The sequence below is a fragment of the Shinella zoogloeoides genome (assembly GCF_020883495.1).
Lineage (GTDB): Bacteria > Pseudomonadota > Alphaproteobacteria > Rhizobiales > Rhizobiaceae > Shinella > Shinella zoogloeoides.
Genome location: NZ_CP086610.1, coordinates 820,548 through 841,645, shown reverse-complemented (window position 1 = coordinate 841,645; position 21,098 = coordinate 820,548). Strand labels below are relative to the sequence as shown.

Sequence of the window (21,098 nt, the reverse complement as noted above, 5' to 3'; positions counted from 1 at the left end):
TCCATTCAATCCCCCTCGTCCTCATAGCCCACCAGATGCAGCGGGCGCGCCGGGATGCCGGCAAGCTCGCACCAGCGCACCAGCGCCTCCTCGCGGCCATGGGTCACCCAGACGTCCTGCGGGGCAAGCTCGCGGATCGTCCCGGTCAGTTCCGGCCAGTCGCAATGATCGGAGATGACGAGCGGCAGTTCCACGCCGCCCTGTTTCGCGCGCTGGCGCACCATCATCCAGCCGGAGGCAAAGGCGACGAGCGGTTCGTTGAAGCGCCGCGCCCAGCGCTCGGAAAAGGCCGATGGCGGGCCGACGACGACCGCGCCACGGAAATCGGCAGGGCTGCTTCCCTCGGCCGTCGCCGGGCGCAGGTCACCGAGGTCGATGCCACGGCTGATGTAATAGTCGCAGAGCGGGGCGAGTGCGCCGTGGATATAGACCGGCGCGTCGTGACCGCAATCGCGCAGCAGGCGGATGACGCGCTGCGCCTTGCCGAGCGAATAGGCTCCGACAAGGTGGCTGCGCTCGGGAAACTGCCTGAGCGAGGTGAGGAGCTTGCCCATCTCGGCCTTCGGCTCGGGATGGTGGAAGACCGGCAGGCCGAAGGTCGCTTCGGTGATGAACACATCGCAGGGCACCGGCTCATAGGGCGTGCAGGTCGGGTCGGCGCCGCGCTTGTAGTCGCCGGAGGCGACGATGCGCAGGCCGTCCTTCTCCACCGCGATCTGCGCGGAGCCGAGCACATGGCCCGCCGGATGGAAGGAGACGGCGACGCCGCCAAGATCGATGCGCTCGCCATAGGCGGCCATCTGGCGCGCGCCGCAGAAATCCGCGCCGTAGCGGATCTGCATGATATCCAGCGTTTCCCGCGTCGCCAGCACCGCGCCGTGACCGGCGCGGGCATGGTCGGCATGGCCATGGGTGATCAGCGCCCGCGCCACCGGGCGGACGGGATCGATGTAGAAATCGCCGGCAGGGCAATAAAGGCCGGCGGGCGCGGGATGGAGGAGCTGGTCAGGCTTCATGGCGGGAAAGATAGGCGTTTTCGCGCAGACTGCCAGTACGGTTCCATCGCAGAGGACCGGCAACGGCCGCCCCATCTCCCTTCTCCCCAGCGGGGAGAAGGTGCCGGCAGGCGGATGAGGGGGATGCTAGAGGCAGGAAAAAGCAAGGATTTCGCGGGTGCCCCCTCATCCGACCCTTCGGGCCACCTTCTCCCCGAGGAGAGAAGGGGAAAGCCGCGCCGCTGGATTCCATGAGTGGCACGTTCGCCGTCAGGACGAATGCGCGCTCTTACGCAAGCGCCAGCATGCCCGCCCGCAGCGCCGCCATATCGACGGCCGAAAGCTGGGCGTCGACCTTCGCATGGGTTTCCTGCCAGATGGGAAGGGCTTGCGCCAGCAGGCGGCGGCCGTCCGGCGTCAGGCGCAGCAGGCGGCCGCGGCGGTCGCGCGGGTCCGGCTCCACGGTGACGAGGCCGCGCCGTTCGAGGGGTTTAAGGGCGGCCGTCAGCGTCGTGCGGTCCATGGCGAGCAGGCCGGCGACGGGTCCCATCGGCGGCGGCTCGGGCCGGTTCAGCGCCATCAGCAGCGAGAACTGGCCGTTGGTGAGACCGACCGGGCGCAGCGCATCGTCGAAGCGGCGGGCCAGCGCCCGCGCCGCGCGCTGCGCCTGCAGGCACAGGCAATTGTCGCGCACGAACAGCGTCGTCTCATAGGGAATCGGAACGTCATCGGACATGCTTCTTACTGTTGATATCAACATAACAAAGTCAAGAGCGGAAGCGTCCGGCGCGCAAGGAATATCAGAGATTGGGAATACAGAGGATCGCCTGGAGGGCGCGCGCATCGATGGGGCGGCTGAGATAGTAGCCCTGGATCTCGTCGCAGCCCGCCGCGCGCAGGAAATCCACCTGCTCGCGCGTTTCCACCCCTTCGGCGATGACGCGAAGCTGAAGCGCATGGGCGAGCGAGATGACGGCATGGGCGATGGCGGCGTCGTCATTGTCCTCCGGCAGGTCCTGCACGAAGGACCTGTCGATCTTGAGGCGGCCGACGGGAAAGCGCTTCAGCGACGCAAGGCTGGAATAGCCCGTGCCGAAATCGTCGATGGCGAGATGCACGCCGAGCTGTTCCAGCCGGTGCATGGTCTCCACCGCCTGCTGCACGTCCTGCATGATCAGGCTCTCGGTCAGCTCCAGCTCCAGATAGCGCGCCTCCAGCCCGCTTTCCTCAAGCGCCGTGGCGACGCGCTCCACCCAGTCCTTCGCCTGGAACTGGCGCGCCGAAACATTGACGGAGACGACGATAGGCGGCAGGCCGGAAAGCTGCCAGGCCCTGTTCTGCCGGCAGGCGGCGCGCAGCGTCCAGTCGCCGATGGGCACGATGAGGCCCGTCTCCTCGGCAAGCGGAATGAAATCGCCCGGCGACACGAGGCCGCGCTCGGGGTGACGCCAGCGGATCAGCGCCTCGACGGCGAAGATGCGGCCGGTCGCAAGGTCCATCTGCGGCTGGTATTGCAGGAAAAGCTCGCCCAGCGCCAGCGCGCGGCGCAGCTCCTCCTGCCGCTCCAGCTTTTCATGGGCGCGGTTGGCAAGCTCGGCGGTGAAGACCTCCATGGCGTCGCGGCCAAGTTCCTTGGCGCGGTACATGGCGGCGTCCGCCCGGGCCAGAAGCTCCGTCGCGTTGCGGCCATGCTCGGGATAGGAGGCGACGCCCATGCTGCAGGTCACCTGGAAGGCGCGCCCCTCGATCTCCACCGGCGTGGCGACCGCATCGCGCACGGCCTGTAGCCGCGCCTCCACCGTCTCGCCCTCCACTGTCTCGCCCTCTGGCAGCGCGCCGTCGATCAGCACCACGAACTCGTCGCCGCCGAGCCGGACGATGCTGTCGCCGGAGCGCACGCAGCGCAGCATGCGGGCCGACACGATCTTCAGCAGCTCGTCGCCGGCATGATGCCCGAGGCTGTCGTTGACCAGCTTGAAATTGTCGAGGTCGATGAAGGCGAGCGTCACGGTTCCGCCGCTGTCGTCCGCCGCCTCGATGGCCGAGGCGACGCGCTCGTCCAGCATGCTGCGGTTCGGCAGGCCCGTCAGCGCATCGTGATGGGCCATGAACTGGATGCTGTCTTCCGCCTGCTTGCGCTCGATGGCGATGCCGGCAATGTGGGTCGCCATGCCGACGAGCTTCATGCATTCGGCGGAAGGCTCGCCGGGAAGGCGCGAATAGAGCGCGAACGTGCCCATCACCTTGCCCTGATAGGAGCGGATCGGCGAGGACCAGCAGGCGCGGAAGCCATAGGGCGCGACGAGCACCTTGTAACCGGCCCAGAGCGGGTCGGTCTCGATATCCGACACGATGACCGGCTCGCCGCGCCACATGGCCGTGCCGCAGGAGCCGACGGCGGGGCCGATCTCCGCCCCGTCGATCTGCTTGCAGAAGGCCGGGTCGAGGTTCGGCGCGGCGCCGTTGAGGATATGCCGGCCATCGGGCGCGAGCAGCAGGATCGAGCCGGCGACATCGGGCACATGGGCCTCGATCAGCAGGATGAGGGAGGAGAAGACCTCCGCCAGCGGCGCGCCGAGCGCGATCATCTTGAGAAGATGCGCCTGGCCGAGATGCAGGCTCTCGGAGCGCTTGCGCTCGGTGATGTCGCGGGCGACGCCGACAAGGCCGATCACCGCGCCGGCCGCATCGCGCACCGGCAGCTTGGAGGTGAGCAGCCATTTGAGATTGCCGCGGGAATCGCGGATCAGCTCTTCCATGTCGAGCGCGGCCTTGCCGGTGCGGATGATCTCCTGCTCGATGGTGAAGAAGCCGCGCGCGACATGCTCGGGGTGGATGTCGAAATCGGTGAGGCCCTCGAGGCTGTCCAGCCCCTCGCGCCGGTTGTCGTTGACGATGGCGCGGTTGGCGACGACGAAGCGGCCGTTCCTGTCCTTGAAGTAGAGATAGTCCGGCACCTCGTCGATCATGGCCTCCAGCCAGATCGTGCGGTCGTTCTGCGCCGCGGCCAGCGGAAAGAGCCGTGCCGCCTCGTCGATGAGGCGGCGGCTGGCCGACATCAGGCGCGCCGTCTGGTCGGCATCGTCATTGCCAAGGCGGGACAGTTTCATGGACATCGGACCCAGCAATTCCCCACGCAAGGAAGGACACCGCCGGCCGCCTCCTCTTTCCGGAACGGCCGAAGCTACACCCTGAGTCGTTATCCAAACCTAAAGGAAACCGGCGAAATGCCGCCAATCCGGGCCTTCGCGCGCAAAACACGACAACCCTGACGGGCAGCGCATCCCTGTGCCGTTCCGGCACAGAACCGTCTGGCACGCTTCCTGCTACACCGCAGGCAAGGAGCTTTCATGGTTAGCAGACGGTTATTTCTCTCAGGTCTGGGAACGGCGGGCATGGCCGGCGCGGCGTCGGCGCGCTCGCAGCGCCTGCCCGTCATCGATGTGGACCTGCGCGGCAGCATCGACGCGGCGGCCCATGGCGTGCGCCCCGGCGCGGACGACCGCAAGAGCAAGGCCTTCGCGCGGCTGCTGGCGGATGCGGCGGCAAAGAACATGCCCATCTTCCTGCCGCCCGGCGACTATGCCATCTCCAATATCACGCTACCCGACAACACGCGGCTGACCGGCGTGCCGGGCGCGACACGCATCGTCTACAGCGGCGACGGCCATCTCTTCGCCGCCGAGGGCGCGGGGCGCATCGAGCTTGCCAATCTCGTCATCGACGGGGCGAACCGCTGGCTGGACGACACGGTGCAGGGTCTCGTGCATCTGCGCGACGTCGCGCATGTCACCATCGAGAACTGCGAAATCCGGGGCTCTGCGAAATCCGCCGTGAGTCTCGAGCGGTGCGGCGGGCGCATCGAGCGCAACCGGCTTTCGGGAGCGGGCGAGCACGCGCTCTATGCCGTCGAGAGCCGCGACCTTAGCGTTACCGGCAACCATGTCTTCGACTGCGGCAATGGCGGCATCCTCATCCACCGCTGGGAAAAGGGCCGCGACGGCACGATCGTTACTGGCAACCGCATCGCCCGCATTGGCGCCACGCAGGGCGGCACCGGGCAATACGGCAACGGCATCAACATCTTCCGCGCCGACGACGTGATGATCTCGGGCAACCATATTTCCGGCTGCGCCTTCTCCGCCATCCGCGCCAATGCCGGCTCGAACGTGCAGATATCCGGCAATACCTGCCTCGACAGCGGCGAAACGGCCATCTACTCCGAATTCGGCTTCACGGGCGCCATCGTCAACGGCAACCTGATCGACGGCGCGGCCAACGGCATCCTGATCGTCAATTTCAACGAGGGCGGGCGGCTGGCCAGCGTCACCGGCAATATCGTGCGCAACCTCCGCCTCGAAGGCCCCTATATCCACGAGGGCGCGGGCTTCGGCTTCGGCATCGCGGTGGAGGCCGATACGATCGTTTCCGGCAATACGGTGGAGAACGCGCCGAAATGGGGGCTGGTCCTCGGCTGGGGACCCTATATGCGCGGCCTCGTCGTCAGCGGCAACCTGGTGCGGTCGAGCCCGGTCGGCTGCGCGGTGAGCGTGGTGGAGAACGCCGGCTCCGCCCTCGTCTCGGGCAACATCTTCGAGGACACGCCGCAAGCGGCCATCGCCGGCTACCGCTGGAACGAACGCGTAACGGACGACCTTGCGAACGACGCCGCCACCTTCGCGCATCTGACGATCGAACGGAACCGGACGGGCTGACCTCGCCCGTCCCCGCCTCCCCTTCTTGCCCGAACAGGGAGGCGTCATGGTGGATGAGGGGGCCGTTTCCGCAGCCCCCTCATCCGCTTTGCTCAGCCGCCGTGGCCCGAGTGGTCGCCGGCGGCGGCTTCGCCTTCCTTGGCGGCGGGCTTGGCGGCCTCGACCTTGAAGTCCACGTCGATCTTGCCGGCCTTCTCGAAAGTCAGCGTCGCCTTGAACTTGTCGCCTTCCTTGAGGGGGTGCTTGATCTTCATGAACATGACATGCAGGCCGCCCGACTTCAGCTCGACCGTCGCGCCGGCCGGCAGCTCCACGCCGTCGGCAAGCTGGCGCATCTTCATGACGTCGTTCTCCATGGCCATTTCATGGATCTGCACGTCGTCGGACACGTCCGGCGCGGCGATGGAGACGAGGCGGTCGGCGGCAGCGCCCGTGTTGGTGATCGTCATGAAGCCGCCGCCGACGGGCTGGCCGGGCAGCGTCGCCCTGGAGGCCGGGTGGTGGATCTTCAGGTCGCCGAGCGTGAAATCGTGGGCGAGGACGGCGCAGGCCGAGAGCGCGAGGACGGCGAGGGTTGCGAGGATGCGTTTCATGGAAAATATCCTTTCTTGCGTTTGGATCAGGAGAAGAAGCGCCGCAGCGGCGGCACGGTTCGGATGACGCATTGATCGAGGACGATCATGGCGAGGATGGTGAGGCCCGTCAGCGGGAAGAGCACGCCGAAGACGACGGCAATGCCCCAGAGGCCGAGATAGAGGCGCGTTTCGCGCGGGGCCGGCGGCACGCCGATGCGCCCGCCGGGACGGCGCTTCCACCACATGACGACGCCCGACACGCTCATGGCGATGACGACGAGGCAGGTGGAGAGCATCAGGAGCTGGTTGAACAGGCCCCATTGCTGCCCCTTGTGCAGGTTGACGCTCCATTCGATGGCCTTGCCGGTCACCGGATAGTCGCCATAGGCGATATCGACGAGGCGCTCGCCGGAATATTGGTCGATATGGATCGTGCGCTCGTATTCGAGATCGGCCGGAAAGATCGACGCGGTATAGACGCCGGTCTCGTCGGCGGGCGGGGCCACCTCGTAGCCCGGCAGCATGCCGGCGGCGGCGGCGATCGTCACCGCATTGTCGAGGCCGATCGGCGGCAGCGCCGCCTGTCCGTCCGCCGGGCGCGTGGACTGCGGCACCGGGGCGTTCTCCATGAGCCAGGAGGGCTTGGCGACGACATCCGTGGTGATCAGCATCGAATGCGGGACGCTGTCCCAGAGCTGGACCGGGTAGCCCATGCCGTTCGCCGTCAGCGCCGCATTGAACTTCGCGCCCCAGAAGCCGCTCCACAGCAGGCCGCTGAAGGCGAGGAACAGGATGACGACGCTGGCGAAGATGCCCGTCACGGCATGCAGGTCGCGCCAGAAGACGCGCCTTGCCGGCGTGCCGCGCACGGTGAGGACGCCGCCGGTCTGGCTGCGCGGCCACCACAGATAGACGCCGGTGAGCACGAGCACGATGGCGAAGCCCGCGACGACCTCGATGATGCGCTCCCAGGACGCGCCGAAATAATCGAGGCTGTGCAGATCCTCGACGACCTGGTTGAACTCCTCTTTCGCCGCGACCGTATCGAGCACCGCGCCGTCATGGGGATCGACGAAGACGAGCACGTTGCCGGCTTCGGTCGAGACCGTGACCCGCGCGGAGCGGTCCGGGCCGGCGGGCGTGCGGTAGGAGGAAAGCGTGGAGCCGGGCACCGCCGCCACCGCCTTTTGCGCGATGGCGGAGGAGGCAAGTTCCGTTCCGCCGACCGTAACATAGTTGCGATAGCGGAAGAGGCTGGCGTCGATCTCGTCGTTGAAGAGGTAGAGCCCGCCGGTGACGGCGAGGCTGATCATGAAGGGCACGGCCAGAAGGCCGGCGAAGAAATGCCAGCGCCAGATGGCGCGGTAGAGGCGCTGCGCGAATGCGGAGGGTTGGGCGGCGGCAACGGCCGGCGCGTCGGATATCACGGACATGCGAAAGTCCTGTCAGGCTGAATTTCAGGCGCACGCCGTCAAACGGCATGCGGGCGAAAGATCAGGCGGACAGGACGGGTGGCGCGCGGGGCGGCGCGCCGGGGCGCTCGCGGTGCGAAGGCAGCGCCTCTGCGACCGGCGGAAGGGGCGACACATGGCGGAAGACGAGCCGCACGCCGGAAAGATCGGCGGGCGCGGGAAGCAGCAGGCCGCCGACGATGCGGCAGGCCTCGCATTTGAGCGGCGCGGCGTGTTTTTCCTTGCCGTCGACCATGCCGTCGAGGCAGAGGTCCGGCAGGGTGCCGTCCGGCAGCACATATTGGGCGAGTTCGGCGGCGCTCGGCGCATTGGCGGCCATGACCGGCCGATGGGCGAAACCGACGGACAGCAGAGCGACCGCGCAGAGAATGCGCAGGCAGGCGGCCCAGCGTGTCATGCGTCGTGTCATCGTTCGTCCCCATCCGCGTGTGCGGACATATCGCCATTAGGGCGAGGCCGGCTTCAGGTCAATGCGGCATAGAGGCAGCCATCACCACAATTCATGGACAGATCAGGCATGCACTCTACCACCGGGATGGATCGCCGCCTATGGTGCCGGCGACCTGCCTCCTTGCCTTCTTCATAGCGGCAAAAGGGGCGCGGCTGTTTGTTCTCGATCAAGCCGGGCCAAACCGGCAGGAGGATCCATGCTCACCATCTACGGCGTCTACCGTTCCCGCGCCTCGCGCAACTACTGGCTCGCCGACGAACTCGGCCTGCCCTTCGTCTCCGTCCCGGTCATCCAGGCCTACCGGCTGGACGATGCCGCCGCGCCGGACGCGCCCCTCAACACGCAGTCGCCGGAATTCCTCGCCGTCAACCCGACTGGCCTCATCCCCTGTATCGACGACGGCGGCTTCGTGATGACCGAATCGCTGGCGATCAACCTCTACCTCGCGCGCAAGCGCGGCGGGGCGCTCGCCGGCCAGACCATCGCCGAGGACGCCGAGATGATGCAGTGGACGATGTGGGCGGCAACCGAGGTGGAGCCGCACGCCGTCAAGATCATCATGCTGCGCGACAAGAAGGACGCCGAGAGCGAGCAGGGCCGCCTCACCATCCGCGCCGCCAACAAGGCGCTGAAGCGAGGCTTCGCGCGGCTCGACGCGCAGCTTGCGGCCACCGGCTGGGTCGTCGGCAAGCGCTTCACCGTCGCCGACCTCAACCTCGCGGAAATCTTCCGCTACGCGATGAGCCAGACGGAGCTTTTCGACGCCGCACCGAATGTGAAGGACTGGCTGGAGCGTTGCCAGTCGCGCCCGTCCTTCAAGGCGATGATGGAGAAGCGGCAGCACGAGCCGGAATGACCGCGCCGGTGACGCGGTCGACGTCCTCGGCGACGGCCGCACGCAGCCATCGCTTGAACAGCGCGACCTTGCGCGGCTCCGGCACGCCCGGAGCCGTGACGAAATAATAGCCCATGCCCGTCTCGACATGGATCGGCAGCGGGGCGACCAGCCGGCCCTCCTTCAGCGCCCAGGAGGCGAGCACCGGATAGGCCAGCAGCACCCCCTGCCCCGCCAGCGCCGCATCGAGGCACAGCGAGGCGTCGGAGAAGACGTGACGCGCCCTCGGCGGAGCCACATCGAGGCCCGCCGCCCTCAGCCAGCGCTCCCAGGTGAAGACATCGTTGCCATCGACCACCGCCGGCTGCGCTGCAAGATCGGCGGGCGTCCTTATCCTTTCCGCAAGGGCCGGCGCGCAGACCGGGAAGACAACCTGCGGGATCAGGAACTCCGTCACCACATCCGGCCAGCCGCCGGGGCCGACGCGGATGGCGAGGTCCACATCGGAGCGGGCGAGATCGACCAGCGTCGTCGTCGCCTCGATGCGCAGGCCGATATCCGGATGCGCCGCCGTGAAGCGGTCGATGCGGTGGATCAGCCAGCGCGAGGCGAAGATCGGCGCGACGGAGATCGTCAGGATCGCGTCATCGCGACGCCGGGTGGTGGCGACCGCCTCGGAAAGCTGGCGGAAGGCGATGGAAAGCCGCGTGAGGAACGGGCCGCCGAAGGCCGTTTCGCGCAGGCCCCGCGCGGTGCGCTCGAAGATCGCCCGGCCGAGCTGCTCTTCCGCCTTGATCACCTGCTGGCTGACCGCGCCGACCGTGACGCCCAGTTCCTCCGCCGCCGCCTGCAGCGAGCCGAGCCGCCCCACCGCCTCCAGCGCCCGAAGCCCGTTGAGATGCACGCGGTTGAGGTTCTTCATATAGTTTTTCTATAATCTCGTCTCGAACTACTCGATTGCCTATCAGCGCACATGGCGCGATTATCAGCCATCGACAACAATAAAGAAACGAGAGGAGAAGGCAATGTTCAAGATTTTCTCCAAACTTGCCCATGCCCTGACGACCGAAGCCAATGCCGCCGAAATGGCCATCTGGGTGCGCGATCCGCTGTTCCATCCCGAAATCGAGGCGATGGATTCCCGAGAACTCGGCGACCTGCCCTTCGGCCTTTTCCGCACCGCCGACGCCAACCGGCATATCTGCAGCCATACGGCCTGATCCTCCCGCGACGGCCTGTCCTCCCCGGCGAAGGATCGCCGGGGAGGATTTTGTGTGAGACGCGACGAGGCGATTGCCCCTCATCCCGCTGCCGCGACCTTCTCCCCGCAAGCGGGGAGAAGGAGGCAAGACGCCTCGTTTTCCGCCACATCGAAGCGGTGCTTATCGGAATGAAGGCTCGCCGCATCCTCCTTCTCCCCGCTTGCGGGGAGAAGGTGCCGGCAGGCGGATGAGGGGCAGCCGCCGACACCTCGGCGACAATCAGCCGCCCGATTGGTCCATGTGCATGAACTCCCAGACATTGCCGCTGAGATCCTGGAAGGAGCAGCCGTACATGGGGCCGAATTCCATGTTCGGCTTCCATTCGCGCCCACCGGCGGCGAGCGCCTTGGCCTTGATGTCGTCGACCTCCTGGCGGCTCGTCGCGGAGAAGCAGGTCAGCGCCTGGGTCTGCCGCTCCGGATCGCCGACGGGACCGTTCACGAACTGCGCAAACTTCTCCTCCGTCAGGTGCATGACGAAAATGTTCTCCTCCACCACCATGCAGGCGGCGGTATCGTCGCTGTAGTCCTCGTTGAAGGAAAAGCCGAGTGCCGCGAAGAAGCGGCGGGTGGCCGGCAGGTCCTTGACGGGCAAGTTGACGAAAATCATGCGCATGAGCGTCCTCCGGGTTCACTGGATGCGGGTTCCGCCGGCGGCGGATCGGCCCGTCATGCCCCAAGGACGTAACGGGCCGCCCCTTCCCGACAAGGGACCGCGAAAAATTATGCGGACGCCGCGCAGCCCGGCACGTCCTCCAGCCGGTGCCAGACCGGAATGCCCCTTTCGCGGGCGATGCGCACATCGTTGTCCGCCCCCTTCGATTCGCCCGGCAGGCGCAGAACGCCCTCGCAGAGCACCAGCAGGCGATGGGCGACGGGGTGGAAAATCTCCTCATAGAGGGCATCGCCCACGGCCTTGCCACCGGCGGCGTTCCACACGGGCAGCGCCACCCATTCGCCGATCATCGGCACATGGCCGGCCTTGAACAGCGCATGGGACGGCGCTTCCAGCCGCTTCAGGTTCTCCGCCATCTTTTGGGGATCGTCCCCGGTGTCCGAGCGATAGGGACCGGCAATCAGAATCAGCATCGTTCGACTCCTTACAGGTGATGCACGAAATATCCGGAATATTCTGGATATTTCGCGATAATTCGTGTAATTTCGTGCAGAGTCAAGACGGAGCATGCATGATGCTGACAAGCCAGAGAAAGGCCCTGATCGCCCGGCGCCTGACGCGGGACGGCGAAATCGTCGCCAAGACGCTGGCGGCGGAGCTGGAACTTTCGGAAGACACGATCCGGCGGGACCTGCGGGAAATGGCGGCCGAGGGCCTTTTGAAACGGGTGCATGGCGGCGCGCTGCCGCTCTCCCCGCCGCTGCCGGATTTCGCCGCGCGCCAGTCGGTGGCGACGGATGAGAAGGCTGCGCTTGGGGCACGCGCGGCGGCGATGGTGGAGCCGGGACAGGTGATCTTCCTCGACGGCGGCACGACGACGGCGGCGCTCGCCCGGGCGCTGCCCCGCGACATCGCCTTCACCGTCGTCACGCACAGCCCGACCATCGCCTGCGAGCTGGAGCGCCACCCGACCGCGGAGATCGTGCTGATCGGCGGCCGGCTCTACAGGCATTCCATGGTGACGACGGGCGCGGCGGCGCTCGACGCCATCCGCGGCATGCGGGCCGACCTCTATTTCATGGGCGTCACCGCCGCCCACCCGACGCAGGGCCTCACCACCGGCGATATGGAGGAAGCCGCCATCAAGCGCGCCATCGCCGAAAACGCGGCCGCGACCCATGTGCTGCTGACCCGCGAAAAGATCGGCAGCGCCTCCCCATGGAAGATCATGCCCCTTGCCGCCGCCACCGGCCTCATCGTGCCGGGCGGCATGGAGCCGGAGGTGCTTGCGCCCTATCGGGAGCTGGGCGTGGAGATTGCCGAGGCCTGATCAGGCGGCATCGCGCGGCACGATGCGGGCGAGATCGCCGCCTATCTCGCGGCGCTTCTGCATCAGGTCGAACTCTGCCTGAAGACGCAGGAAATATCCTTCCGACAGGCCGAAATAGCGCGTGAGCCGCAGATCGGTATCGGCGGTTATCTGGCGCTTGCCCAGCACGATCTCGTTGATGCGGCGCGGCGGCACATGAACCGCGCGGGCAAGCGCGTTCTGGCTGATCTCCATCGGCTGAAGGAACTCCTCCAGCAGGATATCGCCGGGATGCGGGTTCGGCAGCAGGGTGTCAGTCATGGTAATCGACGATGCGGACATCGACGGCGTCTCCTTCCGACCAGCCGAAGCAGATGCGCCACTGGTCATTGATCCGGATCGAATAAGCCCGGCCAGATCTCCCTTCAGAAGCTCCAGCCTGTTGCCCGGCGGCACGCGCAAGTCGGTTATCGCCCGGGCGACGTGCAGCATGCGCAATTTGCGCAGGGCGATGGCCTGCATATCCGCGGGAAGCCGCCGGCTTCGACGCCCGGACCAGATCAACTCTGTCTCCCGGTCGGCGAAGCTCCTGATCATGCGCTACTATAACGCATGACGTCATGGGGCGTCAAATCAGGCGGCGAAGGCGTCCGTCACGCGGATGTCGCCGACATGGATGCCGTTCCAGTTGGACATGGAGCGGTTGGCCATGGCCATCAGGGCGGCGTGGACGGCCGGTTCTTCCCTGAAGAAGCGGGCGAGCGTGGCGGCGACCATGCTTTCGGCGGCGCGGGTGGTGCCGTCCTCGCATTTCAGCGCGATGGCGATGCCCTGCTCGGGGATCGCGGCGCAGAAGACGCCCTCCGCGCCGGTCTTGGCGAAGATACGGCCCGGGGCCGCTTCCATGAGGCGCGTGCAGGCGCGGTTGGTGCCGGCGACGAAGAAGGGTTCGGCCATGCAGGCGTCGATGAGGCGGCGCGCAGCCTTGGCGCGCACGGGGGCGAGGCCGACGCCGGTCGCCATTTTCGCAAAACCGTGGGCGAGGCTCTTCAGCGGCACGGCATAGGTGGGGATCGAGCAGCCGTCGACACCGCAATTGTCGACCGCGAGCGCCGCGCCCGTCAGGCTTTCCATGACGCCGCGGATTTCCGCCTGCACCGGATGTTCATAGCGCACATAACCTTCGAGGTCCTTGCCCGTGTGGCAGGCGGCGCAGATGAAGCCGGCGTGTTTGCCCGAACAATTGTTGTGAAGCGCGGTCGGGCGTTCGAGGACGCGGGCCTGATTGATCAGCACGGGCTGCTCGAAGGACCAGTGCGCGCCGCATTCCAGCACGCTTTCATCGACGCCGGCGGCGGCGAGCATGGTGCCGGCGAGGCGCGCATGGGCCGGCTCGCCACTATGGGAGGAGCAGGCGAGCGCCAGTTCCCGGTTGCCGAAGAGATGGGCGTCGGCCGCCCCGCTCTCGATGAGCGGCAAAGCCTGCATGGCCTTGCAGGCCGAGCGGGGGAAGACGCCCGCATCGATATCGCCGGCGGAGAACACCACCTTGCCGTCGCCATCCACGACGACGACCATGCCGCGATGACGGCTTTCGACGAGATTGCCGCGCGTGACTTCGACAAGGACGGGGTTTGCCATGATCATGCCCTCAAATATCCGATTTCCGCTGCGGTATTATCCGAAATACACGTCCCTGCCCACTCGGTTTCGGAGCGCCCCATGAAATTGCTGAGGAACGTCCTCGTCCTCTTTCTTGCGATCTACCTCATGCCGGCGCTCGGCGCGGCCGGCTACTGGTACATCAAGGACCGGCCGGCGACCTGGCGGGAGGCCGACTGGTCTTCCGCCGGCATCCTGCCGAAGCCGAAGGACGCCCCGCAGGCGACCATCCACATCTTCTCCGCCGCAACGGGCGGCATGAAGGGGGCCGTGGCGAGCCATGCCTGGATCGTCACCAAGGAAGCGAACGCCCTGGCCTATAACCGCTACGACAAGGTGGGCTGGGGAAAGCCGGTGCGCCGTAACGCCTATCTGCCGGACGCCTACTGGTACTCCAACACGCCGCGCCTCGTGGCGAGCCTCAGCGGCGACGAGGCGGCCCGGCTGATCCCGAAGATCGAGAAGGCGATCGCCGCCTATCCCTATTCGACGCCCGGCGCCTACCGCATCTGGCCGGGGCCGAATTCCAACACCTTCGTCGCCCATGTCCTGCGCTCCGTGCCGGAACTCGGCGTCGTGCTGCCGCCGGACGCCGTGGGACGCGACTACCTGCCGGACGGCAGGCTCTTCACTATCGACGCCGACGGCCGCGACATGCATGCGACGCTCTACGGCCTGCTCGGTATTTCGGCCGGCGTCCGCTCGGGGCTGGAGTTGCATGTCATGGGGCTGGTCGCCGGCGTGGATTTCGCACGGCCGGCGCTCAAGATTCCGGCCATCGGACGGATCGGCATCTGAGGCCTGCCGGGGGCGTCCCCGGCCGCCTAGAGATACGTCACCTCCATGGCGGCGATCAGGGCCGGGTCGGCGATGGAATCGATGGCGACGATGCGCTCGCCCTCGACCTCCGTGAGCACGACCACCCTGAGCTGGCCGCCGAGAATGACGGCAAGGCCCAGATTGCCGTCGATGAGCGCGAGCTTCGCGGCGGTCGCCTTGCCCTTGAAGCTGGTGGCGACGGCCTGGGCGCCGGTGATTTCGGCCAGCGAACCGAGCCGCACGGCATCGGCATCCGCATGGAAGACGACATCGGGATCGAGCACGGCGAGCAGGCCTGAAAAGTCGCCGTCGCGCGAAGCGGCGAGGAAGGCGGCGACCACGCCCTTGCGGCGCTCGTAATCGGCAGACGGCGTTTCCGGCAGGCCCTGCACGCGGCGACGGGCGCGGCTGGCGAGCTGTCGGGCGGCGACAGGCGAGCGATCCACGATGCGGCCGATCTCCTCGAAGGGCACGTCGAACATGTCGTGCAGCACGAAGGCAAGCCGCTCGGCGGGCGCGAGGCGCTCCAGCACGACGAGAAGGGGGAGGCCGACGCTATCGGCAAGGGCGGCCTGCTCATCGGCGCTTTCGGCCGGATCGGCATGCTGCATCTCCCCTTCCTCGCCGTCGATGGGGTCTTCGCGGCGCTTGCCGCGGACACGCAGCATATCGAGGCAGATGCGGCCGACGACCGTCGTCAGCCAGCCGGCGGGATTGTCGATGCCCTCGCCCGCGCGCTGAAGGCGCAGCCAGGCCTCCTGCACCGCATCCTCCGCCTCGGCGCGCGAACCCAGCATGCGGTAGGCGACGGCGCCGAGACGCCCCCGTTCGGCCTCGAAACGCTCGGCCCAGAATTTTTTTTCGCTCATCGGTCACACTCCTTCGTCCAGCGGCGTCATGGCCATGACGAACGAAACCGCACCAGCGTGACAGGGTTCGCAGCCGTCGACGCGAAAATCATTGCAAGGAGCAACAGAATGCAATCCCGTATGAACAACATCGTCACCGTTCTCCCCCATGTCATGAACGCCATGCAGGCGCTGCAGGGCGCGGCCCAGACATCCGGCCTGCCGGAAAAGACCGCCCATCTCGTGCATCTGCGCGCCAGCCAGATCAACGGCTGCGGCTTCTGCGTCGACCTGCATCCGCGCATGATGAAGAAGGCCGGCGAGACGGACCGGCGCATCTTCTCCGTCGCCGCCTGGCGCGAAGCGCCGTTCTATACGGATGCCGAACGCGCCGCGCTGGCGCTGACCGAGGCGCTGACGCGCATCGCCGACCGCGAGGAGCCGGTTCCGGACGCCATCTGGAACGAAGCCGCCCGCCACTATGACGAAACGGCCCTCGCCGCCCTCGTCGTGGAGATCGCCGCGATCAATGTGTGGAACCGCTTCAACGTGGCGACGCGGCAGATCGCGGGCGAGTGGAACCCGTAAGGCCCTTCCCCACGCTACTCCGGCGAGAAGTCACGGCTTGAACTGCGGTTTGGGCCGTGCGACCTCTGCCTCATCCTCTTTCTTCGCATAGCAAGGCCATCCATGTCCGAGACCATCGCCACCCCGAAGGACGCCGCGCCGCGGCTTTCCAGCCTGTTCTCGCGCGCCTATCTGTTCGGCACGCTGATGCTGGGCGGCGGCATCATGCTGCATGCGGTGGAGACCTATATCACCGCCACGCTGATGCCCTCTATCGTGCGCGATATCGGCGGCCTTCCGCTCTTCGCCTGGGCGACGACGATCTATGTCGCGGCCTCCGTGCTCGGCTCGACCTTCGTCGCCGTCAGGCCGGAAAGCGTGACGCTGAACCGCTGCTATGTGATCGGCGCGGTGCTGTTCGGCATCGGCAGCCTCGTCTGCGCCATCGCGCCGACCATGGAGACGGTGCTTGTCGGCCGGGCGGTGCAGGGGCTGGGCGCGGGCGTGCTCGTGGCGCTCGGCTATGCCTTCATCCGCTTCGTCTACCCCGAGACGCTGTGGAGCACGGCCTCCACGCTCTATGCCGCCGCCTGGGGCATCGCCACCTTCCTCGGCCCCACCATCGGCGGTGTCTTCGCCGCCGGCAGCGCCTGGCGCGAGGCCTTCGCGCTGCTCATTCCCCTTTCCGCGCTCATGGCCTTCTGCGCGCCGAAGCTGCTGCCCTCGGGCAAGGGCGAGCGGGTGACGACGGGCACGCCCTTCCTGCAGATCCTGCTGCTGGTCGCCGCCGTGATCATGCTCTCCTTCGCAAGCTCGGTGGAAGCGCCGGCGCTGCGGGCCGCGCTCGCCGGCGCGGCGGTCATCGGCGTCGCCGCCGCCATCCTGATAGAACGCAAGGCCGAAGCGCGGCTGCTGCCGGCCGGCACGATCAGCACCGCCTCCGCCCTCGCCCGTGTCTATCTCATCATGCTCATGCTGCTGGTGACGGTCTGCTCGGATGTCTACATCCCCTATTTCCTGCAGGTGCTGCATGGCGTGACGCCGCTCCTCTCCGGTTATCTGGTGGCGCTGCTGGCGCTCGGCTGGACGACGGCGGCTTTCGCCACCGCGAGCTTCAAGGGCCGCCGCGCCAACCGTGCGATCGTCGCGGGCGCGGCCATCGAGGCGCTGGCGACGGCGCTGCTCGTCTTCACCCTCGCCCGGCACAATCCCGAAAGCGGCCTCCTGCTCCTGGCGACCGCCACCGTCTTCATCTTCCTCATGGGCTTCGGCATCGGCATGGGCTGGGCGCATCTCGTCACCCATGTGCTGCACCTTGCGCCCGCCGGCGAGACGGACAAGGCCTCGGCGGCGATCACCACCATGCAGGCGCTGGGCGCGGCCTTCGGCGCGGCGCTCGCCGGCATCATCGTCAACACGACCGGGCTGATCGATCCGGGCGGCGTTGCGGGCGCGCTGACGGCGGCATACTGGCTCTACGGGCTGCTGGCGCTACCGGCGGCGCTGGCGATCCTGCTTGCCGTCCGCCTGCCGCACGGCGAGACGACGGCGGCCGATTAACCCTCCGTTAACGGCATCGCCCGGTCTCGATTGCGGCACCGCCGCCTTCTGCCAAAAAGAGCGCCGACCATCGGGATGCAACCGGTGATTCTGTCTCGGGAGGGCACGGACGGTGAAGCGCAGCGAGGGGCAAGACTGGTCGAAGGAACACGGCGCGATCGCCGCCGACGCCATCCTGCCGCTCGCGCTGATCCGCGACCGGGCGACGACCGACCTCATCCTCTCCGGCCTCGACGCCTCGGGCGTCGCCTTCGCGCTGTTCTCGCCCGACGACGAGCTTTCCTACGGCTCGACGGCCTTCAAGGCGCTGTTCGACGTGCAGCCCGGCGCGCCCGGCTTCGAGGAGATCATCCGCAACTGCCACACAAAGGGCATCGGCCCGAAAATGGCGGTGCCGGTCGAGGAATTCCTCAAGGCGGCGCGCAGCAAGCGGCGCAGCAAGCCGCAGCGCAGCTTCGAGATCGACACCAGCGACGAGCGCTGGTTCCTCGTCAACGAGACGCTGCTGCCGGGCGGCTGGCTGTGGCATGTCTTCACCGACATCACCATGCTGAAATCCAACGAGCAGGTGTTGCTGCGCGCCCGCGACGCGGCGCGGCTCGCCGCCGATACGGACCCGTTGACCGGCCTCGTCAACCGCCGCGCCGCCATGGAGCGGCTGGCGGCGGAAATGCAGGCCGCCTTCCGCAATTGCGGCCAGCTCTCGCTGGCGCTGATCGACCTCGACCACTTCAAGGCGATCAACGACCGCTATGGCCACGCCAAGGGCGACGACGTGCTCCGGCACTTCGCCGCCGCCGGCCGGCAGCAGCTTCGCGGCGGAGATATTTTCGCGCGCATCGGAGGCGAGGAGTTTCTCGTGCTGATGCCGGGCGCGGATCTGCGGGAGGCGACCGAGGCCATCGACCGGCTGCGCCACCACATCGCGCGGGACGAAAACCGTGCGGACCTCGGCTGCGTCTACACGCTTTCGGCGGGCGTCGCGGACTATTGCGGCAACGCGGCCGACGACCTCTTCGAGCGCGCCGACCGGGCGCTCTACCGCGCCAAGCATCTCGGCCGCGACCGGACGGAACGGGCGGGCTGAGCCGCCTCTATCGCCGGCAGCGGTCAACCGCTGCCACACTCAATCGCCGGCAGCGGTCAACCGCTGCCACACTCAATCGCCGGCAGCGGGCAACCGCTGCCACACTCAATCGAATGTCAGCACGATCTTGCCGATATGGTCGCCCTCTTCCATCATCCGGTGACCGGCGGTGGCCTCGGCATAGGGCATGACGGCGTGGAGGACCGGGGCGACGCGGCCCGCTTCCAGCAGCGGCCATGCCTTTGCCAGCAATTCATCGCGGATCGCCTGCTTTTCCGCCGCTGTGCGCGGGCGCATCGCCGAGCCGGTGACGCGCAGGCGCTTGAGCATGATGGGCACGAGGTTCACCCGTTCCGCCACCGCCCCGCCGAGGAAGGCGATGATCGACAGGCGGCCGTCGCGGGCGAGCGACTTCAGGTTCCGCTCGAGATAGGCTGCGCCGATCATGTCGAGAATGACATCGACGCCGGCCCGGCCGGTCTCCTCGGCGATGACGGCGGAAAAATCCTCGCTGCGGTAGTTGATGGCGCGGCTTGCGCCGAGACCGAGGCAGGCTTCGCACTTTTCCGCCGAGCCGGCGGTGGCGAAGACACGCGCGCCGAGGGCGGCGGCAAGCTGGATCGCCGTCGTGCCGATGCCGCTGGAGCCGCCGTGGACCAGCACGCTTTCGCCGGGCTTCAGCTCCGCCATCATGAAGAGGTTCGCCCAGACGGTGAAGAAGGTCTCGGGCAGCGCTGCCGCCTTCACCGCGTCGTAGCCCTTCGGGAAGGGCAGCGTCTGCGTGGCCGGAACCGCGCAATATTGCGCATAGCCGCCGCCATTGGCGAGCGCACAGACCTTGTCGCCGACGGCATGGCCCGTGACGCCCTCGCCGAGCGCGACGATCTCGCCGGCGATCTCGAGGCCGAGGATGGGACTGGCGTCCGGCGGCGGCGGATACTCGCCCTTGCGCTGGAGAACGTCCGGCCGGTTGATGCCCGCCGCCTCGACGCGCACGAGGATTTCGCCCGGCCGGACGGCAGGAACGTCACCCTTCACGACCGCCAGGTTTTCCGGCCCGCCCGGCGCGCTCAGCCCGATATGGAACATGGTCGATGGAACCGGCATGGCTTTTCCTTCCCGCTTGAAGCTGCCCCGCTTGAAGCTGCATGTGAGGTCTAGCCCAAAGCGCGAGTCTTTTGAATCGCTTCCGGGCAAAAGCTGACGTTTGGCTAGAGCCTCTCTTTGGTTTTCGTATTGCCGGACGCAAAACCGCTGCGCACTTTTGCTGGCAATACTTCAGATCGGCAGCGCCAGCAGCAGGGCGCCCCCGCCGATCATGACGACGGCGATCCAATGGACGGTGGAAAGCTGCTCGCCGAGAAACAGCACGGCGAAGACGGCGACGAGCACGACGCTCAGCTTGTCGACCGGCGCGACCTGAGCGGCCTTGCCGATCTGCAGCGCGCGGAAATAGCAGAGCCAGGACGCGCCCGTCGCCAGCCCCGAAAGGACGAGGAAGACCCAGCTTTTCATCGGCACCGTTCCGGGCGCCTGCCAGTTTCCGGCGAGCGTCAGCATGAGGGCGATGGCGAGCAGGATGACGACCGTGCGGATGAAGGTCGCGAAATCGGAATTGACCTCGGTGATGCCGATCTTGGCGAAGATGGCGGTGAGCGCGGCGAAGACGGCCGAGCCGAGCGCCCAGACCTGCCAGGACGTCAGAAGCCCCCTCATGCCGCTCCTCCCGCGAGCATCGCCCGCATCAGCGCCAGCCCCGCCGCAACGGCGGCGAGCGACAGGATGACGGAGGCTCCGACATAGAGCGCGGCCAGCCCCGCCTCGCCGCGCTCCCACAGCAGCGCCGCATCGAGCGAGAAGGCCGAGAAGGTGGTGAAGCCGCCGAGCACGCCCGTCGCCAGGAACAGCCGCGCCTCCTGCGGCAGGTGCCCGCGAAACGCGAAGAAGCCGGCGATCAGCCCCATCAACAGGCAGCCCAGCACATTGATGACGAGCGTGCCGGCGGGAAAGGCCGTGCCGACGAGCCGCGCGGCGAGCGCATTCACCCCATGCCGCCCGGCCCCGCCGATGCCCGCGCCGAGAAAGACGATCAGATAGTTCATGTCCGTTGCCCTCAAAGGTCCGTGTTCCGGTTTCCGGACAACAAAAAACCGCCCTCGGGCGGTCGCCAGACACGCTCCCGCCCTCGACGGCCATCGCTGGCCGGCATGGCAGGAGCTATCAGCCGGTGAACGGCAGTTGTCGGGGAGCTCCATCCCCATCCCACGGCGGAATTTTTAGGCGCTGGCGGAGCGGCTGTCAAACCGCTCCGCCAGCGCGTGACCCG

At 67.3% G+C, this 21,098-nt stretch carries 23 protein-coding genes, 1 pseudogene and 1 riboswitch; of the genes and pseudogenes, 8 read left to right on the top strand and 16 right to left on the bottom strand.

The features are described from left to right. Positions 1-5 precede the first annotated feature (5 nt). The 3 genes from K8M09_RS04165 to K8M09_RS04155 all read right to left on the bottom strand — a co-directional run bounded on the left by K8M09_RS04165 (position 6) and on the right by K8M09_RS04155 (position 4,111). Positions 6-1,016 (bottom strand): ligase-associated DNA damage response exonuclease, encoded by a 1,011-nt coding sequence (locus tag K8M09_RS04165; RefSeq protein ID WP_160785691.1) that lies wholly within the window; start codon positions 1,014-1,016, stop codon positions 6-8. Positions 1,017-1,284: 268 nt separating this feature from the next. Then, complete coding sequence (locus tag K8M09_RS04160; RefSeq protein ID WP_160785542.1) at positions 1,285-1,731, bottom strand: MarR family winged helix-turn-helix transcriptional regulator; 447 nt, start codon at positions 1,729-1,731, stop codon at positions 1,285-1,287. 64 nt (positions 1,732-1,795) lie between these two features. Then, positions 1,796-4,111: a putative bifunctional diguanylate cyclase/phosphodiesterase gene (locus K8M09_RS04155; protein WP_160785541.1), complete on the bottom strand. Its 2,316-nt coding sequence runs from the start codon at positions 4,109-4,111 to the stop codon at positions 1,796-1,798. Between the two features lie 234 nt (positions 4,112-4,345). Here K8M09_RS04155 and K8M09_RS04150 point away from each other — a divergent pair, with 234 nt between their 5' ends. Then, positions 4,346-5,710 carry a TIGR03808 family TAT-translocated repetitive protein gene (locus tag K8M09_RS04150; RefSeq protein ID WP_160785540.1) on the top strand — a complete coding sequence of 455 codons (1,365 nt, stop codon included), beginning with the start codon at positions 4,346-4,348 and terminating at the stop codon, positions 5,708-5,710. Positions 5,711-5,802: 92 nt separating this feature from the next. On the opposite strand, the gene K8M09_RS04145 is transcribed toward K8M09_RS04150, so the two are convergent. The 3 genes from K8M09_RS04145 to K8M09_RS04135 form a co-directional block, all read right to left on the bottom strand. Continuing rightward, a complete protein-coding gene (locus K8M09_RS04145) occupies positions 5,803-6,303 on the bottom strand; it encodes a copper chaperone PCu(A)C (protein ID WP_160785539.1) in 501 nt (166 codons plus the stop codon). A 26-nt stretch (positions 6,304-6,329) separates the two neighbouring features. Then, positions 6,330-7,709 (bottom strand): PepSY-associated TM helix domain-containing protein, encoded by a 1,380-nt coding sequence (locus tag K8M09_RS04140; RefSeq protein ID WP_380734630.1) that lies wholly within the window; start codon positions 7,707-7,709, stop codon positions 6,330-6,332. Positions 7,710-7,779: 70 nt separating this feature from the next. Next, entirely contained in the window at positions 7,780-8,166 is a 387-nt protein-coding gene (locus K8M09_RS04135; RefSeq protein WP_160785537.1) for a hypothetical protein, read from the bottom strand. Positions 8,167-8,404: 238 nt separating this feature from the next. On the opposite strand from K8M09_RS04135, the gene K8M09_RS04130 reads away from it, so the two are divergent. Then, complete coding sequence (locus tag K8M09_RS04130; RefSeq protein WP_160785536.1) at positions 8,405-9,064, top strand: glutathione S-transferase family protein; 660 nt, start codon at positions 8,405-8,407, stop codon at positions 9,062-9,064. Here the strand turns inward: K8M09_RS04130 and K8M09_RS04125 are convergent. Further along, positions 9,024-9,965: a LysR substrate-binding domain-containing protein gene (locus K8M09_RS04125; protein WP_160785535.1), complete on the bottom strand. Its 942-nt coding sequence runs from the start codon at positions 9,963-9,965 to the stop codon at positions 9,024-9,026. The genes K8M09_RS04130 and K8M09_RS04125 overlap by 41 nt on opposite strands. 103 nt (positions 9,966-10,068) lie before the next feature. On the opposite strand from K8M09_RS04125, the gene K8M09_RS04120 reads away from it, so the two are divergent. Continuing rightward, positions 10,069-10,263, top strand: coding sequence for a hypothetical protein (locus tag K8M09_RS04120; protein WP_160785534.1), 195 nt, complete (start codon positions 10,069-10,071; stop codon positions 10,261-10,263). 261 nt (positions 10,264-10,524) lie between these two features. Here the strand turns inward: K8M09_RS04120 and K8M09_RS04115 are convergent, their stop codons facing one another. After that, the gene (locus K8M09_RS04115) at positions 10,525-10,920 is read right to left on the bottom strand and encodes a VOC family protein (RefSeq protein ID WP_160785533.1); all 396 of its coding nucleotides are present in this window, start codon (positions 10,918-10,920) and stop codon (positions 10,525-10,527) included. A gap of 107 nt (positions 10,921-11,027) precedes the next feature. Beyond that, positions 11,028-11,393: a DUF4406 domain-containing protein gene (locus K8M09_RS04110; protein WP_160785532.1), complete on the bottom strand. Its 366-nt coding sequence runs from the start codon at positions 11,391-11,393 to the stop codon at positions 11,028-11,030. 101 nt (positions 11,394-11,494) lie between these two features. Between K8M09_RS04110 and K8M09_RS04105 the strand changes: the two genes are divergently transcribed. Continuing rightward, a complete protein-coding gene (locus K8M09_RS04105; protein ID WP_160785690.1) occupies positions 11,495-12,250 on the top strand; it encodes a DeoR/GlpR family DNA-binding transcription regulator in 756 nt (251 codons plus the stop codon). On the opposite strand, the gene K8M09_RS04100 is transcribed toward K8M09_RS04105, so the two are convergent. The 3 genes and pseudogenes from K8M09_RS04100 to K8M09_RS04090 form a co-directional block, all read right to left on the bottom strand. Then, the gene (locus K8M09_RS04100) at positions 12,251-12,571 is read right to left on the bottom strand and encodes a HigA family addiction module antitoxin (protein WP_160785531.1); all 321 of its coding nucleotides are present in this window, start codon (positions 12,569-12,571) and stop codon (positions 12,251-12,253) included. Beyond that, a pseudogene (locus K8M09_RS04095) lies at positions 12,543-12,826 on the bottom strand (type II toxin-antitoxin system RelE/ParE family toxin). The gene K8M09_RS04100 and the pseudogene K8M09_RS04095 overlap by 29 nt, the downstream one beginning before the upstream one ends. 36 nt (positions 12,827-12,862) lie before the next feature. Then, positions 12,863-13,870, bottom strand: coding sequence for an asparaginase (locus K8M09_RS04090; RefSeq protein WP_160785530.1), 1,008 nt, complete (start codon positions 13,868-13,870; stop codon positions 12,863-12,865). Positions 13,871-13,951: 81 nt separating this feature from the next. Here K8M09_RS04090 and K8M09_RS04085 point away from each other — a divergent pair, with 81 nt between their 5' ends. Continuing rightward, positions 13,952-14,689, top strand: coding sequence for a DUF3750 domain-containing protein (locus tag K8M09_RS04085; RefSeq protein WP_160785529.1), 738 nt, complete (start codon positions 13,952-13,954; stop codon positions 14,687-14,689). Between the two features lie 26 nt (positions 14,690-14,715). On the opposite strand, the gene K8M09_RS04080 is transcribed toward K8M09_RS04085, so the two are convergent. Beyond that, positions 14,716-15,579, bottom strand: a complete 864-nt coding sequence (locus K8M09_RS04080) for a sigma-70 family RNA polymerase sigma factor (protein ID WP_160785528.1) — start codon at positions 15,577-15,579, stop codon at positions 14,716-14,718. Positions 15,580-15,687: 108 nt separating this feature from the next. On the opposite strand from K8M09_RS04080, the gene K8M09_RS04075 reads away from it, so the two are divergent. The 3 genes from K8M09_RS04075 to K8M09_RS04065 all read left to right on the top strand — a co-directional run bounded on the left by K8M09_RS04075 (position 15,688) and on the right by K8M09_RS04065 (position 18,772). Further along, positions 15,688-16,146 carry a carboxymuconolactone decarboxylase family protein gene (locus K8M09_RS04075; RefSeq protein ID WP_160785527.1) on the top strand — a complete coding sequence of 153 codons (459 nt, stop codon included), beginning with the start codon at positions 15,688-15,690 and terminating at the stop codon, positions 16,144-16,146. Positions 16,147-16,248: 102 nt separating this feature from the next. Further along, positions 16,249-17,685, top strand: a complete 1,437-nt coding sequence (locus K8M09_RS04070; protein WP_206366657.1) for an MFS transporter — start codon at positions 16,249-16,251, stop codon at positions 17,683-17,685. Positions 17,686-17,797: 112 nt separating this feature from the next. Beyond that, positions 17,798-18,772 carry a sensor domain-containing diguanylate cyclase gene (locus K8M09_RS04065; RefSeq protein WP_160785526.1) on the top strand — a complete coding sequence of 325 codons (975 nt, stop codon included), beginning with the start codon at positions 17,798-17,800 and terminating at the stop codon, positions 18,770-18,772. Between the two features lie 105 nt (positions 18,773-18,877). Here K8M09_RS04065 and K8M09_RS04060 read toward each other — a convergent pair whose 3' ends face one another. The 3 genes from K8M09_RS04060 to crcB all read right to left on the bottom strand — a co-directional run bounded on the left by K8M09_RS04060 (position 18,878) and on the right by crcB (position 20,874). After that, complete coding sequence (locus K8M09_RS04060; RefSeq protein ID WP_160785525.1) at positions 18,878-19,879, bottom strand: NAD(P)H-quinone oxidoreductase; 1,002 nt, start codon at positions 19,877-19,879, stop codon at positions 18,878-18,880. A 171-nt stretch (positions 19,880-20,050) separates the two neighbouring features. Then, entirely contained in the window at positions 20,051-20,488 is a 438-nt protein-coding gene (locus K8M09_RS04055; RefSeq protein WP_160785524.1) for an EamA family transporter, read from the bottom strand. Next, positions 20,485-20,874: a fluoride efflux transporter CrcB gene (crcB, locus tag K8M09_RS04050; protein ID WP_160785523.1), complete on the bottom strand. Its 390-nt coding sequence runs from the start codon at positions 20,872-20,874 to the stop codon at positions 20,485-20,487. The genes K8M09_RS04055 and crcB overlap by 4 nt, the downstream gene beginning before the upstream one ends. A gap of 102 nt (positions 20,875-20,976) precedes the next feature. Further along, positions 20,977-21,040: riboswitch (Fluoride riboswitch) on the bottom strand. Between the last annotated feature and the right edge of the window lie 58 nt (positions 21,041-21,098).

Coding starts and splice junctions, on each gene's coding strand:
- K8M09_RS04060 (WP_160785525.1), bottom strand. CDS start 19,879: ATGCCGGTTCCATCGACCATGTTCCATATCGGGCTGAGCGCGCCGGGC.
- crcB (WP_160785523.1), bottom strand. CDS start 20,874: ATGAACTATCTGATCGTCTTTCTCGGCGCGGGCATCGGCGGGGCCGGG.
- K8M09_RS04070 (WP_206366657.1), top strand. CDS start 16,249: ATGTCCGAGACCATCGCCACCCCGAAGGACGCCGCGCCGCGGCTTTCC.
- K8M09_RS04135 (WP_160785537.1), bottom strand. CDS start 8,166: ATGACACGACGCATGACACGCTGGGCCGCCTGCCTGCGCATTCTCTGC.
- K8M09_RS04165 (WP_160785691.1), bottom strand. CDS start 1,016: ATGAAGCCTGACCAGCTCCTCCATCCCGCGCCCGCCGGCCTTTATTGC.
- K8M09_RS04090 (WP_160785530.1), bottom strand. CDS start 13,870: ATGGCAAACCCCGTCCTTGTCGAAGTCACGCGCGGCAATCTCGTCGAA.
- K8M09_RS04110 (WP_160785532.1), bottom strand. CDS start 11,393: ATGCTGATTCTGATTGCCGGTCCCTATCGCTCGGACACCGGGGACGAT.
- K8M09_RS04120 (WP_160785534.1), top strand. CDS start 10,069: ATGTTCAAGATTTTCTCCAAACTTGCCCATGCCCTGACGACCGAAGCC.
- K8M09_RS04100 (WP_160785531.1), bottom strand. CDS start 12,571: ATGTCCGCATCGTCGATTACCATGACTGACACCCTGCTGCCGAACCCG.
- K8M09_RS04155 (WP_160785541.1), bottom strand. CDS start 4,111: ATGTCCATGAAACTGTCCCGCCTTGGCAATGACGATGCCGACCAGACG.
- K8M09_RS04055 (WP_160785524.1), bottom strand. CDS start 20,488: ATGAGGGGGCTTCTGACGTCCTGGCAGGTCTGGGCGCTCGGCTCGGCC.
- K8M09_RS04150 (WP_160785540.1), top strand. CDS start 4,346: ATGGTTAGCAGACGGTTATTTCTCTCAGGTCTGGGAACGGCGGGCATG.
- K8M09_RS04130 (WP_160785536.1), top strand. CDS start 8,405: ATGCTCACCATCTACGGCGTCTACCGTTCCCGCGCCTCGCGCAACTAC.
- K8M09_RS04125 (WP_160785535.1), bottom strand. CDS start 9,965: ATGAAGAACCTCAACCGCGTGCATCTCAACGGGCTTCGGGCGCTGGAG.
- K8M09_RS04085 (WP_160785529.1), top strand. CDS start 13,952: ATGAAATTGCTGAGGAACGTCCTCGTCCTCTTTCTTGCGATCTACCTC.
- K8M09_RS04075 (WP_160785527.1), top strand. CDS start 15,688: ATGCAATCCCGTATGAACAACATCGTCACCGTTCTCCCCCATGTCATG.
- K8M09_RS04115 (WP_160785533.1), bottom strand. CDS start 10,920: ATGCGCATGATTTTCGTCAACTTGCCCGTCAAGGACCTGCCGGCCACC.
- K8M09_RS04160 (WP_160785542.1), bottom strand. CDS start 1,731: ATGTCCGATGACGTTCCGATTCCCTATGAGACGACGCTGTTCGTGCGC.
- K8M09_RS04080 (WP_160785528.1), bottom strand. CDS start 15,579: ATGAGCGAAAAAAAATTCTGGGCCGAGCGTTTCGAGGCCGAACGGGGG.
- K8M09_RS04145 (WP_160785539.1), bottom strand. CDS start 6,303: ATGAAACGCATCCTCGCAACCCTCGCCGTCCTCGCGCTCTCGGCCTGC.
- K8M09_RS04105 (WP_160785690.1), top strand. CDS start 11,495: ATGCTGACAAGCCAGAGAAAGGCCCTGATCGCCCGGCGCCTGACGCGG.